This window comes from Nocardioides sp. R-C-SC26 (assembly GCF_021246465.1).
Classification (GTDB): domain Bacteria; phylum Actinomycetota; class Actinomycetes; order Propionibacteriales; family Nocardioidaceae; genus Nocardioides.
Genome location: NZ_JAHRHK010000001.1, coordinates 331,202 through 343,641, shown reverse-complemented (window position 1 = coordinate 343,641; position 12,440 = coordinate 331,202). Strand labels below are relative to the sequence as shown.

Genomic DNA, 12,440 nt, shown 5'->3' with positions numbered 1-12,440 from the left:
GGCTACGGGGCGTCCGCCGCCGCCGCGTCTTCGGTGTCGCCGGACTGTGCCGCGTCCTCGGGTGGGGTCTCGGCGCCGTCGCGCTCATCGCGATCGGCCCAGCCCCTTAGCACGTCGAGCGAGAACACGTGGTCGTCGATGTCGTGGTGGAGGTCGCCGAGCTCGGCGAACCGGCCCGGCATGGTGAAGATCGTGAAGTCGCCGGGCTCGGCGTCATCGATCTCGTCCCACCCCAGTGGTGCGGACACCCGTGCTTCCGGGACGCCACGGACGGAGTAGGCGCACGCGATCGTGTGGTCGCGGGCGTTCTGGTTGTAGTCGACGAAGAGGTGCCCGGGGTCGCGGTCCTTGCGCCACCACGCCGTCGTCACGTCGTCCGGGGCGCGGCGCTCGACCTCGCGCGCGAAGGCGAGTGCCGCCCGACGCACCTCCCGGTGGCCGTGGTCGGGTGGGATGCGTACGTAGACGTGCAACCCGCTGCCGCCACTCGTCTTGGGGTAGCCCACCGCTCCCAAGTCGTCGAGCAGCTCGTGGACCACCCCCGCGACCCGGCGCACCTGCGCCCAGTCCGACTCCGGACCGGGATCCAGGTCGATGCGCCACTCGTCGGGTTTCTCGGTGTCGGCACGACGGCTGTTCCACGGGTGGAACTCGACCGTCGACATCTGTACGGCCCAGATGACGCTGGCGCGTTCGGTGACGCAGAGTTCGTCGGCGGTGCGGTTCCAGCGCGGGAAGTGCAGACGCACGGTCTCCACCCACGGCGGCGCGCCGGCAGGCAACCGCTTCTGATGCACCTTCGGACCGTCGAGGCCACGCGGGAACCGATGGAGCATGCATGGTCGTTCGTCGAGCGCGTTGACGATCCCCTCGCCGACGGCGAGGTAGTACTCCACCAGGTCCAGCTTGGTCGCGCCGCTCTGCGGGAAGTAGACCCGGTCGGGGTTGCTGACGCGCACCACCTTGTCGTCGACGTCGATCTCGATCGCAGGGCTGCTGCTGGCCACGCCGTCACGCTAACGCCTGGGGGCAGATCGTCTCGGCGACGCGACCGGCCACCCGGGCACTAGAACACGTTCTAGACTCCGGTCATGGCGACGATGTATCCCTGTGAGCGCGTCGAGCTGGACTGGCTCGACCGCGCCCCGGCCCGTTTCAGCAACACCGTGAGCCTGGCGATCACACCGGCCCAGGCCTGGGAGGTGCTCGAACGAGCGGACACCTGGCCGCGCTGGGCTTCGGTGATCACCGACGTGGAGTACACCAGCCCCCAGCCGTTCGGCGTCGGGACGACGCGCGTGGTCACGATGCGCGGCGGCATCATCGGCGACGAGGAGTTCCTCGCCTGGGATCCCGGCGCCCACATGGCGTTCCGCTTCAACTCCTCCTCCGTCAAGCAGCTCGGCGCATTCCTGGAGGACTACCGGATCGTCGCGACACCGTCGGGATGCGACCTGACGTGGTCGCTCGGGCAGAGCCTGAGCGGCGCCTCGAAGGTGATGCTGCCGGTGTCGCGGCCGATCACCGACCTGATGTTCCGCCGCTTCCTGCGCAACCTGCGGCGACTCACCGCCGACGGCGTGCCGCCGGCTCTCTGAGCTCCGCCGAGACGGTCCGGTCAGGAACGCCGCAGCAGCGCGAGGAACATCGCATCGGTGCCGTGCCGGTGCGGCCACAGCTGCACGGTGCCCGGTAGCGGACCCTCGCAGTCGGGAACCTGCGGCAGCAACGCCGCGACGTCCTCGATCGCGACGTCGGCGCGAGCCTCGACGACCGAGGACACCACTCCGCCGGCCCCCGCGAGGCCCGGCGAGCACGTGGAGTAGAGCCCCACCCCGCCGGGTCGGACGGCGTCCAGTGCGGCACCCAGCAGTGCGCGTTGCAACAGCACGAGCTCCACGAGGTCGTCGGGGCGGCGGCGCCACCGCGACTCGGGACGACGTCGCAGGGCACCGAGACCGGTGCAGGGCGCGTCGACCAGGACGCGATCGGCCGAAGCCGGTGCGATCGGCACGTGCCGGCCGTCGGCGACCACGACACCGCTCACGCCGTCGCTGCCGGCGAGTGCCCGCTCGACGAGACGTGCACGATGCGGCTGCGGTTCGACGGCGAGCACCGCCGCGCCGCGCCGCGCGGCGAGCGCCGCCAACAGCGCAGCCTTGCCGCCTGGTCCGGCGCAGAGGTCGACCCAGCGCTCGTCGCGGCCGTCGACCTCGGCCTCGGCGAGGGCGATCGCGATCAGCTGGGAGCCCTCGTCCTGGACTCCCGCGCGCCCCTCGGCCACCGCCGGGATGGCACCGGGCGCACCCCCGGCCGCGGTCACCCCGAACGGCGAGTACGGCGTGGGCTCTCCGGGCAGCTCGGCACGTTCGGCGCGGCCGGGTCGGGCGACCAGCGTGACGGCGGGCGGCACATTGTCAGCTGCCAGCAGGGCGTGCAGTTCCTCGGCACCGACGGCCCGCCGCAGCTCCTCCACGATCCAGCCCGGGTGGCTGAAGCGGATCTCCTCGTGGCGCGTGGAGGTCGGTACGGGATCCGGCGCCAGGCGGGCGATCCAGCCGTCCAGGTCGTCGCCGGCGGCGGCGCGGAGCACGGCGTTCACGAAACCCGCCGCGCCGGGGTTCGCGACCGAGCGGGCCAGATCGACCGAGGTGCTGATCGCGGCGTGGGTCGGTACCCGCATCGCCAGCAACTGGTGCACGCCGAGTCGCAGCACGTCGAGCACCGGCGCCGCGACCTTGCTGAGCGGACGGTCCACGCACTGCCCCAGCACGGCGTCGTAGGTGCCGCGCCAGCGCAGCGTGCCGGACGCCAGTTCGGTGACGAAGCCCGCGTCGCGCGGGTCGAGTGCGTGGTGGGCGATGACGGTCGGCAGCACCAGGTTGGCGTAGGCGTCGTCGGCCCGGACCGTGCGCAGCACCTGGTAGGCCGCCAGCCGGGGCACGTCCACGGTGGCCGGACGCCCGCGCCCTCCCCCGGTGGGCGGGCGGCGGCGTTGGCCGCGACGCTCAGCCATCGCCGAGATGGGCCCGCACCAGGCGCTTCGGGGCGTACTTCGCCCACGCGTCGGTGATGATCTCGGCCAGCTCGTCCCGGCCGACCTCACCGATACGCGAGAGGGACACCAGCACCGCGGCGTAGTTGCGGAAGTGATCGATCGTGAAGAACGGGGTACCCGGATCCTCGACGAGAGCCCGCTTCTCCGCCTCCGTCGGCGTGATGATGACCAGCAGATCGTCGAAGGGTTGCCCGGTCGTCGGATCGACGGCGTCTCCGCGCGCGGGGCGGTAGAGCACGAATCCCTTGCCCTTGGGCCCGGCCGGCACCTTCCACGTCGGCACGTTCCCCCACGAGGTGCCCAACTCGGTCTCAGGCAGGTCGGCGCAGATCGCGTCGACGTCCTCCGGAGTGGCCGGCCGATCGGCCGTGGACGTCATGCTGCCCTCACTGCGACGCGTCGAGCGGTCCGCCGAACACCACGCCGGACTCGACGCGCGTCCCGCGGGCCCAGTCGGCCGCGCCCATCTGCTTCTTTCCGAACGCCTTGACCTCGCCCAACCGGACGGCGGAGGTGCCGGTGCCCACCAGGACGTCCCGCTTGCCCACCCGCAACTCGCCGCGCGGCAGGACGTCGTCGGTGACCTCGACCGGGCCGAGCTTGATGCGCTCCCCCGCGAACGTCGACCACGCGCCGGGCGCGGGGGTGCAGGCGCGAATCCGACGGTCGACGGCGACAGCCGGCTCGCTCCAGTCGACCTCGCCGTCCTCGGGGTTGATCTTGGGGGCGAAGCTGACGCCGTCCTCGGGCTGCTCGCGGGCCTCCAACGAGCCGTCCTCGATGCCGTCGAGAGTCGCGACCAGCAGCCCGGCGCCGCCTTCGGCGAGACGCGCGAGCAGGTCGCCGGAGGTGTCGGTCGGGCGGATCCGCTCGGTCATCACCCCGAACGTCGGTCCGGCGTCCAGCTCCTTGACGATCCGGAACGTCGTCGCGCCGGTGACCTCGTCGCCTGCCCACAGCGAACGCTGCACCGGTGCGGCACCGCGCCAGGCGGGCAGGCAGGAGAAGTGCAGGTTGATCCAGCCGTGGGGCACGAGGTCCAGCGCGGACTGCGGCAGCAGCGCACCGTAGGCCACGACCGGGCAGCAGTCGGGGCGGAGCGCCGCCAACTCCGCCTGGAACTCGGGGTCGCGCGGGTGCGCGGGCTTGAGCACCGGGACACCGAGCTCGGCCGCGCGCTGGCCGACCGGCGATGCGAGCAGCTTGCGGCCACGCCCGGCGGGGGCGTCCGGGCGGGTGACCACGCCGACCAGTTCGTGGCGGGAGGCGAGGATCGCCTCCAGCGCGGGGACGGCGACCTCCGGTGTACCGGCGAAGACGACGCGCATCAGAGTCCGAAACCTCTCGTGGCATGGGGGCTGATCTTGACGGTGGGCTGCTCGAGTCCGAACCACTCCGACTCGCGGATCTCACGCATCGCGGCCTTGCGTGCGACGTCGTCGAGGCGATCGATGAAGAGGATCCCGTCGAGATGGTCGGTCTCGTGCTGGATGGCGCGGGCAAGGAGGTCGGAGCCCTCGATCACGACGGGTTCGCCATGCAGATCGAACCCGCGTGCCACCACCGCGCGCGCACGACGGCAGTCGTAGGTGAGTCCGGGCAGCGACAGACACCCCTCACCTCCGTCCTGGACATCGTCGGAGAGCGAGAGATCGGGGTTGATCAGGTGCCCGACCTCCCCGTCGACGTGCCAGGTGAAGACCCGCAGGCCCACGCCGATCTGCGGTGCCGCGAGACCGGCGCCGGGGGCGGCGAGCATCGTGTCGACCAGATCCGCAACCAGCGTGCGCAGTTCCTTGTCGAAGTCGACCACCTCGAGCGCGGGCTTGCGGAGCACCGGGTCGCCGAAGAGCCGGATCGGCTGGATGGCCACGGTGGGATCGCACTCCTTCGCGCCGCGAGAGATCAGACGGGACGTCGCGCCTGCGACCCCGTGATCCTAGAGGTTCCGCGGAGAGGGGCTGTCGTGGTGGGCGTCGTCCCGGTGCGTGCAGGGATGCCGGGGATCACCAGTCGGCACACGGCCGGGTCTCTCCGGGCAGGACTGCGGCCGCGGTCACCGCGAAGAGCCGATCGCCCTGGCGGACGTAGGTTCCCAACCGGGCCTCACCGAGCAGGTCGGTGAGACCGGCCGCATCGACGACGCGGCAGCCCTGCTCGCCCGCCAGAGCGGGGCCACCGGTCGGCCACTCGACGACCTCAGCACCCTGCGCACCGTCGTCGCCGGAGACCGGCGTGACGAACAGCCGAAGCTGCTCGGGCTCGTAGGTCCCGTCGGCCGCCTCACCGAGCGCGTCGGTCGTGGCACCGACGAAGTCGCGTAGCCGCTGCCGGGCCGGGGTGTCGCCCTGGGTAGAGGAGAGCGCATAGATCTCGTGCACCCAGGGCCCGCCGTCAGCGGCGATCTCGACGGTCGTGGTCGGGTTGTCGGTGACCATGAAGCCGCCGTCGAAGTCGTAGCTCGGCGCGGCGGCCAGCAGCCCGCTCTCCGCGGCCGAGGAGAGGATCTCCTGGACCTGCGCCTCGTCGACACGCCCCTCACGGACGGTCCACAGCCGCGCGTCACCGTCGTCGGGATCGGTGGCCAGCACCCTGCCGTCTCCGTAGAGGACGATCGTGGGCCGGATGGCGAACTGGTAGTCCATCGAGGTGTAGCCACCTGCGGTCAGGATCCTGAGCACGACGTCGTCGGCGCCCGTCGGGTGCTCGTGCGCCCCCACAGCCGCACCGGCGGGCCGGTCGGCGGCCGGCGAGGTCTCCTCACCGCAGGCGGACAGGCCCAGCAGCGCGAGGCCGAGCAGCGCGACGAGACCGAGGCGGATCCGGGATGCGTGCATGGTCATATCTCTACAGACGTTGGGGCTCGACGACGCGTTCCCACGCCCGGGCCGAGGCGCGCGGTCGGACGCGCCGCTCAGAGATCCGCCGGATCGACCTGCACCCGCACGGGCTCGAGCTTGCGGGCCGAGCGGATCCGCTGCAGCTCTCCCAACGCCGCACCGAGCGCGGCTCCCTGGGCTCGCGGAACGCGCAGCACCACCCGCTCGACGACGTCGTCACCCGCCACCGCGGGTCCCGGTGCGAACGTCGCTGTCACGGCCGGCGAACCTCCCGGTACGGGCATCGGGCCGAGCACGTCGCACGGCTCGGGAGGGGTGAGGAGCCTCAACGCATCGTCCAGGGCCCCGGGGCTTCCGGTGAGAGTGGCGATCCGAGCGGCCGGCGGCAGGTGGGCTGCACGCCGCTCCTCGATCTCGCGGTCGGCGAAGCCCGCGTGGTCCCATCGCACGAGGGCCTGGACGGCGGCGTGGGCAGGGTCCCCGACGATCAAGGCTCGACCGCCCGGGCGCACCAGACCGACGGCATTGCTCCACCGTCGGAGCGCCTCCTCGTCCGAGCGCAGTCCGTCGCGACCGAGCGCGAGCCATGCGTCGAGCAGGACGACCGCGGCGTACCCGCCGTCCGCCACCGGTTCGGCACCGGGAGTGGCGACCACGATCGCGGGAGTCGCCGGGACCGCGGCACGAACCCGGTCGCCCGAGGAGGTGATCACCGATGTGCTCGGGTGGGTACGCCCGAGCTCCTCACCGGTGCGGGCGTCTCCGACCACACCCGAGCGCATTCCACGGCCCCCGCAGGCGGCACAGGCCCACGCCGGATGCTCGGTGCCGCACCAACCGCAGGCGGGCGGGCGCTGGGGGTCGCTGAGTCTCAGCGGGCCGCGGCAGGCCCTGCAATCGGCCGGAGTCCGGCAGCTCTCACATGCCAGCCGCAGGGCGTAGCCCGAACGCGGCGTCTGGACGAGCACGGGTCCGCTCATGAGCGCGTCACGGATCAGCTCGTGTACCTCGCGCGGCATCCGCGACGTCCGAGCCAGGGGGTCGCGTCGCAGTTCGTGCTCGCTGGCGCCGGCAGCACGCACGGTGACGCGTTGTCGCAGTACGTCGCGTTCGGCAGCTACTTGGTGCGCCCACCCCGCACGCACCAGCTGGTGTGCCTCGACGCTCCGTGCGTGACCGAGCACGAGTGCACCGGCGTCCTCGCGGGCGGCACGGGTCAACAGCACCTCGCGCGTATGCGGGTAGGGCGCTCGCGGTTCGGCGAAGAGATCGTCGCCGTCGTCCCAGATGATCACCAGACCGAGGTCGTGCACCGGAGCGAAGGCGGCTGCCCGTGTACCGATCGCGATCCGCACGCTCCCTCGGAGGACCGCGAGGAACTCCCGGTACCGGCGCGCCGGGCCGAGGTCGGCGGTCAGAGTCGCGAAGGCACCCTCGCCGGCCAGCTGCGTCAGCGCGGCGACGAGCCGGTCGAGATCGCGCCGATCGGGCACGCAGGCGACGACACCGCGACCAGCAGCGGCCGTGCGGACGGCCGCCTCGGCGACGAGGCGTGCCGCATCGTCACCCGGCAGCACCGAGACCACGGCGCGGGGTGCACCGCCGGAGGCGAGGTGACCCCAGAACGACTCGGCAGACCGGTACGGAGCCCAGGCTCCGGCTCCCGGGGCCACGATCGTGGGCGTGACGAGCGGACGGGCATCCTCACGCTCGGTCGTCGCATGTCGCGGAGGGATCGCCAGCCGGAGGACGTCTCCCGAGATGCCGGCGTAGCGCTGCGCCAGGTCGACGGCCAGCCCTGCTATCTGCGCTGTCAGCACGGGTTCGGCACTCACCACCCGTCGCACGGGAGCCAGCACGCCGTCGTGGTCGCTGACGGCGCGACGCTCGAGGACGAACCCGTCGACGTCCTGCCCGGCGAACCGCACCTTGACCCGCACGCCGGGGTGCGCGGTGTCGTCCAGGGCCGCGGGCACGAGGTAGTCGAAGGGGCGGTCCAGGTGAGCCAGCCCGGTGTCGACGAGGACCCGCGCGACCGGCAGCTCTGCGGCGGGCTCGACCGCGGCGCGCTGTCGCCGCTCCCGGGCAGCCGCGCGGTCGCGGGCCTGCCGCACGCTCGCGCGCGCCAGTTCGGGGAGTCCGGCGATCGTCGGCTGGCCGTCGTCGGACGCGGCGCTGGCACCGACCGCGCCCTCCGCGCCCTCCGCGCCCTGCCGACCTCCGCCTCGACTCACGCCGTGTGTCTATCAGGGGTTGCCGACAGCGTCGGCGTCGGCGTGGGTGGGGGTTCGCCCGTCGTGGAGGGAGAGATTCACCGGGTAGCCGGTGAATCTCTCCCAGGGCAGGGCGGAACTCCCGGGACGAAGTGCTGTCTGGCCCTCGTGGCGGGAGTTTCGCCACATCACGCGGGTCAGGCCGTCCACCGGCTGGCGGCCCGTCGCCCGAGACGCCGAACGCCGGACCCGACGAGCGGGACCGGCGTTGCGGCACGAATCCGAGGCGCCGGACGAGGCACCTCGGTCAGCTTCTCGATCAGATACCGGCGGCAGCCTTCAGCGCGTCGGCACGGTCGGTGCGCTCCCAGGTGAACTCGGGCAGCTCACGGCCGAAGTGACCGTAGGCGGAGGTCCTGGCATAGATCGGACGCAGCAGGTCCAGATCGCGCAGGATCGCGGCCGGGCGCAGGTCGAACACCTCGAGCACGGCCTCCTGGATCTTCTCGTCGGAGACCACGCCGGTGCCGAACGTCTGCACGAAGACGCCGACGGGCTGGGCCTTGCCGATGGCGTAGGCGACCTGAGCCTCGCAACGACGGGCGAGGCCGGCAGCCACGACGTTCTTGGCGACCCAGCGCATGGCGTAGGCAGCCGAGCGGTCGACCTTCGAGGGATCCTTGCCCGAGAAGGCGCCACCGCCGTGGCGGGCCATGCCGCCGTAGGTGTCGACGATGATCTTGCGACCGGTCAGGCCGGCGTCGCCCATCGGACCGCCGACGACGAAGCGTCCGGTCGGGTTGACCAGCAGTCGGTAACCGTCGGAGGGCAGTGCGATCGTCTCCAGCACCGGGTCGATCACGTTCTGCTTGATCTCGGCCTCGAGCTTGGCGAGGTCGGTCTCCTCCGAGTGCTGGGTGGAGAGCACCACGGTGTCGATGCGGACCGGACGGTCCTGCTCGTCGTACTCGACGGTGACCTGGGTCTTGCCGTCGGGGCGCAGGTTCGCCATCGTGCCGTTCTTGCGCACCTCGGTGAGCCGCTCGGCCAGTCGCTGGGCGATCACGATCGGCAACGGCATGAGCACGTCGGTGTCGTCGCAGGCGTAGCCGAACATCAGACCCTGGTCGCCGGCGCCACGCTGGTCGAGTTCGTCCTCCGACGAACCGACGCGGGCCTCGTGACCCTGGTCGACGCCCTGGGCGATGTCGGCCGACTGCGCGCCGATCGCAACCTGGACGCCGCACGTGGTGCCGTCGAAGCCCTTCTCGGAGCTGTCGTAACCGATGTCGAGGATCGCGTCGCGCACGAGCTGGGCGATCGGGGCGTAGGCCTCCGTGCGCACCTCACCCGCGACGACGACCAGACCGGTGGTCAGGAGCGTCTCGACGGCGACCCGCAGGTCGGCCTTGTTCGGGTCGTGCTCCATCAGGTAGTCGAGCACCGTGTCGCTGATGCGGTCGGCGATCTTGTCGGGGTGACCCTCGGTCACCGACTCCGATGTGAACAGACGTCCAGACACGATCTCTCGCTCTCAGTTCTGCGGGCGCGGCAGTCGGTCCGCCGCGCGACCCACGCCCCAGCGTAGGCGTCGTTCAGCATGCAAGATGCAGGTCTCAGGGTGTGAATCGGCGGGCGATCTGGTCCCAGATCACGTGCGCCAGAGCGGCCTTGCTCCCACGCGGCACCTCGACGGCCGAGCCGTCTGCGGCGAGGATGACGGCCTCGTTGTCCGGGCTGCCGAAGACCGCACCACCGCTGACGTCGTTGACCACGAGCAGGTCGCAACCCTTGCGGGCGAGCTTCGCGCGGGCCAGGTCCAGAACAGAACCCGTGGAGTCGCCGGTCTCGGCGGCGAACCCGACGATCACCTGGCCGGCGCGCAGGCGATCGCCCGAGAGCTCACGCAGGATGTCGGGGTTCTGAGTCAGCGTGATGGCGGGCGAGGATCCGTCGTCGCTCTTCTTGATCTTGGCGTCGCTGACGTCCGTCGGCCGGAAGTCTGCCGGTGCGGCGGCCATGACGACGGCATCGGCCTGGGCGCTGGCTGCGAGCACCTCGGTGCGCAGCTGTGCCGTCGTCTCGACGCGCACGACCGTCACGCCCGCCGGGTCGGCCAGCGCGGTGTTGGCTGCGATCAGGGTCACCTCGGCGCCGCGAGCGGCAGCCGCGCGGGCGAGTGCGTAGCCCTGCAGGCCCGAGGACCTGTTGCCCAGGAATCGCACCGGGTCGAGGTACTCGCGCGTGCCGCCTGCCGAGACGACGACGCGGTGGCCGACCAGGTCGACCAGGTCGCGCCCGGCGTGCTCCCGGCTGCGCGCCATCACCTGGGTACACACCTCGAAGATCTCGGACGGTTCGGGCAGTCGGCCCTTGCCGGTGTCCTTTCCGGTGAGCCGGCCCTCTGCGGGCTCGATCACCAGTGCTCCGCGGCCACGCAACGTCGCGACGTTGGCCTGGGTGGCGGCGTGCTCCCACATCTCGGTGTGCATGGCCGGGGCGAAGACCACCGGGCAGCGCGCCGTCAGCAGAGTGTTGGTGAGCAGGTCGTCAGCGAGTCCGTGAGCGGCCTTGGCAAGCAGGTCGGCGGTGGCAGGTGCGACGACGACGAGGTCGGCCTCCTGGCCGATCCGCACGTGCGGCACCTCGTGCACGGCGCTCCACACGTCGGCGGCGACGGCCTTGCCCGACAGTGCGGCCCAGGTCGATGCGCCGACGAACTGCAGCGCGGCCGACGTCGGCACCACGGTCACGTCGTGACCGGACTCGGAGAACCGTCGCACCAGCTCGCAGGCCTTGTAGGCCGCGATTCCGCCCGCCACTCCGACGACCACCCGGGGGCGGACAGCAGAGGACCGGGCCCCCTGGGGGGACCCGGCCTCGGAGTGGTGCTGCTCGTTCAGGAGGTCAGCCCTGCTCGGCGTAGGACGCCTCGAGCGCCGCCTGGCGGGCCGCCTCTTCGGCAGCGAGCTCGGCGGGGTCGACGTCCTCGCAGGTCAGCTTGTCGGCGGCGATCTCTCGCAGCGCGATCGACAGCGGCTTCTCCTGGACGCCGGTCTCGACCAGCGGGCCGACGTACTCGAGCAGGCCTTCGCCGAGCTGGGAGTAGTAGGCGTTGATCTGGCGGGCCCGCTTGGCGCTGTAGAGCACGAGCTGGTACTTGCTGTCGGTCTTGGTCAGCAGGTCGTCGATCGGCGGGTTGGTGACGCCTTCGGGCAGGGTGTGGGGCGCAGACACGCGGAACCTCATCATCGGCTGGATCGGTGGGCCGACGGTCACGTCACGAGGACGGCGATCCGACGGCAGAACGCGGAGCCGGATGCCGACTCACGCAGGTCGCATCAAGGCTACCAAGTCGTCAGCAGCAGCGTGAACTTCATGGTTGACGATGGTCACGTCGAACTCCGCCTCGGCGGCCAGTTCGTCACGTGCCGTCGCGAGCCGTCGGTCGCGCTCCTCCGCCGTCTCGGTGCCCCGACCCACCAGTCGGCGCACCAGCTCGTCCCACGACGGCGGCTTGAGGAAGACGAAGACGGCCTCGGGCATGGTCTTCCGGACCTGACGTGCACCCTGGAGGTCGATCTCGAGCATCGAGGGGCGCCCCGCGGCCAGCGACTCCTCGACAGGACCACGCGGCGTGCCGTATCGGGCGACCTGGTGGACGGTGGCCCACTCCAGCAACTGCTCCTCGGCGACGAGTCGGTCGAACTCGTCGTCGGAGACGAAGTGGTAGTGGACGCCGTCGACCTCACCGGGACGGGGACGACGGGTCGTGGCCGACACCGAGATCCACACGTCGGGATGGCGTTCGCGCACGGCAGCGGCGACCGTGCCCTTGCCGACCGCGGTCGGGCCCGCCAGCACGATCAGACGGGTCGGACCCTGCGGACCGACGTGGGCGGGCTGCTGGCTCACTCGGTCGAGAACTCGCGCGCGAGCGCGGCGATCTGCTTGGTACCCAGACCGCGAACCCGACGGGACTCCGCGATCGCGAGCCGCTCCATCATCTGGCGCGCGCGCACCTTGCCGAGCCCGGGCATGGACTGGAGCAGGTCGACGACCTTCATCTTGCCGATGACCTCGTTGGTCTGCCCCTCGGTGATGACATCGATGATCGAGGCACCGGAGTTCTTCAGGCGGTTCTTGACCTCGGCCCGCTCACGCCGCGAGGCGGCTGCCTTCTCGAGCGCCGCTTGGCGCTGTTCGGGTGTCAGCGGGGGCAAGGCCACGAGTTCAGGTTCCTTCGATCCAGGACGATCCCAGGAGATCCCGGGGATCGGGTGCGATCAGGGCGGTGCGGTGTGACATACCAGGGGTCGTCACACCGAC

The 12,440-nt window shown here is 71.5% G+C and carries 13 protein-coding genes; 1 reads left to right on the top strand and 12 read right to left on the bottom strand.

Features of this window, described 5'->3' with window-relative positions:
• Positions 1-2: 2 nt before the first annotated feature.
• The gene (gene ligD / locus KSO97_RS01580) at positions 3-1,007 is read right to left on the bottom strand and encodes a non-homologous end-joining DNA ligase (protein WP_232676062.1); all 1,005 of its coding nucleotides are present in this window, start codon (positions 1,005-1,007) and stop codon (positions 3-5) included.
• Positions 1,008-1,091: 84 nt separating this feature from the next.
• Between ligD and KSO97_RS01575 the strand changes: the two genes are divergently transcribed.
• Positions 1,092-1,598, top strand: coding sequence for an SRPBCC family protein (locus tag KSO97_RS01575; protein WP_232676061.1), 507 nt, complete (start codon positions 1,092-1,094; stop codon positions 1,596-1,598).
• Positions 1,599-1,618: 20 nt separating this feature from the next.
• On the opposite strand, the gene KSO97_RS01570 is transcribed toward KSO97_RS01575, so the two are convergent.
• From KSO97_RS01570 to mihF, 11 genes are all read right to left on the bottom strand, one after another.
• A complete protein-coding gene (locus KSO97_RS01570) occupies positions 1,619-3,016 on the bottom strand; it encodes an RsmB/NOP family class I SAM-dependent RNA methyltransferase (protein ID WP_232676060.1) in 1,398 nt (465 codons plus the stop codon).
• Positions 3,009-3,437 (bottom strand): MmcQ/YjbR family DNA-binding protein, encoded by a 429-nt coding sequence (locus KSO97_RS01565; protein WP_232676058.1) that lies wholly within the window; start codon positions 3,435-3,437, stop codon positions 3,009-3,011. Before KSO97_RS01565 ends, KSO97_RS01570 begins: the two co-directional genes overlap by 8 nt.
• 7 nt (positions 3,438-3,444) lie before the next feature.
• Positions 3,445-4,386 (bottom strand): methionyl-tRNA formyltransferase, encoded by a 942-nt coding sequence (fmt, locus tag KSO97_RS01560; RefSeq protein ID WP_232676057.1) that lies wholly within the window; start codon positions 4,384-4,386, stop codon positions 3,445-3,447.
• Positions 4,386-4,931, bottom strand: a complete 546-nt coding sequence (gene def, locus KSO97_RS01555; protein WP_232676056.1) for a peptide deformylase — start codon at positions 4,929-4,931, stop codon at positions 4,386-4,388. Before def ends, fmt begins: the two co-directional genes overlap by 1 nt.
• Positions 4,932-5,064: 133 nt before the next feature.
• The gene (locus tag KSO97_RS01550) at positions 5,065-5,895 is read right to left on the bottom strand and encodes a hypothetical protein (protein ID WP_232676055.1); all 831 of its coding nucleotides are present in this window, start codon (positions 5,893-5,895) and stop codon (positions 5,065-5,067) included.
• Between the two features lie 77 nt (positions 5,896-5,972).
• Complete coding sequence (locus KSO97_RS01545) at positions 5,973-8,132, bottom strand: primosomal protein N' (protein ID WP_232676054.1); 2,160 nt, start codon at positions 8,130-8,132, stop codon at positions 5,973-5,975.
• 298 nt (positions 8,133-8,430) lie between these two features.
• Positions 8,431-9,633 (bottom strand): methionine adenosyltransferase, encoded by a 1,203-nt coding sequence (metK, locus tag KSO97_RS01540; protein WP_232676053.1) that lies wholly within the window; start codon positions 9,631-9,633, stop codon positions 8,431-8,433.
• Positions 9,634-9,727: 94 nt separating this feature from the next.
• A complete protein-coding gene (gene coaBC / locus KSO97_RS01535) occupies positions 9,728-10,945 on the bottom strand; it encodes a bifunctional phosphopantothenoylcysteine decarboxylase/phosphopantothenate--cysteine ligase CoaBC (RefSeq protein ID WP_308188243.1) in 1,218 nt (405 codons plus the stop codon).
• A 73-nt stretch (positions 10,946-11,018) separates the two neighbouring features.
• Entirely contained in the window at positions 11,019-11,348 is a 330-nt protein-coding gene (rpoZ, locus tag KSO97_RS01530; RefSeq protein ID WP_232676051.1) for a DNA-directed RNA polymerase subunit omega, read from the bottom strand.
• A gap of 90 nt (positions 11,349-11,438) precedes the next feature.
• The gene (gene gmk / locus KSO97_RS01525) at positions 11,439-12,026 is read right to left on the bottom strand and encodes a guanylate kinase (RefSeq protein WP_232676049.1); all 588 of its coding nucleotides are present in this window, start codon (positions 12,024-12,026) and stop codon (positions 11,439-11,441) included.
• Positions 12,023-12,340, bottom strand: coding sequence for an integration host factor, actinobacterial type (gene mihF / locus KSO97_RS01520; protein WP_232676047.1), 318 nt, complete (start codon positions 12,338-12,340; stop codon positions 12,023-12,025). The genes gmk and mihF overlap by 4 nt, the downstream gene beginning before the upstream one ends.
• Between the last annotated feature and the right edge of the window lie 100 nt (positions 12,341-12,440).

Coding starts and splice junctions, on each gene's coding strand:
- KSO97_RS01575 (WP_232676061.1), top strand. CDS start 1,092: ATGGCGACGATGTATCCCTGTGAGCGCGTCGAGCTGGACTGGCTCGAC.
- KSO97_RS01570 (WP_232676060.1), bottom strand. CDS start 3,016: ATGGCTGAGCGTCGCGGCCAACGCCGCCGCCCGCCCACCGGGGGAGGG.
- KSO97_RS01565 (WP_232676058.1), bottom strand. CDS start 3,437: ATGACGTCCACGGCCGATCGGCCGGCCACTCCGGAGGACGTCGACGCG.
- fmt (WP_232676057.1), bottom strand. CDS start 4,386: ATGCGCGTCGTCTTCGCCGGTACACCGGAGGTCGCCGTCCCCGCGCTG.
- KSO97_RS01550 (WP_232676055.1), bottom strand. CDS start 5,895: ATGCACGCATCCCGGATCCGCCTCGGTCTCGTCGCGCTGCTCGGCCTC.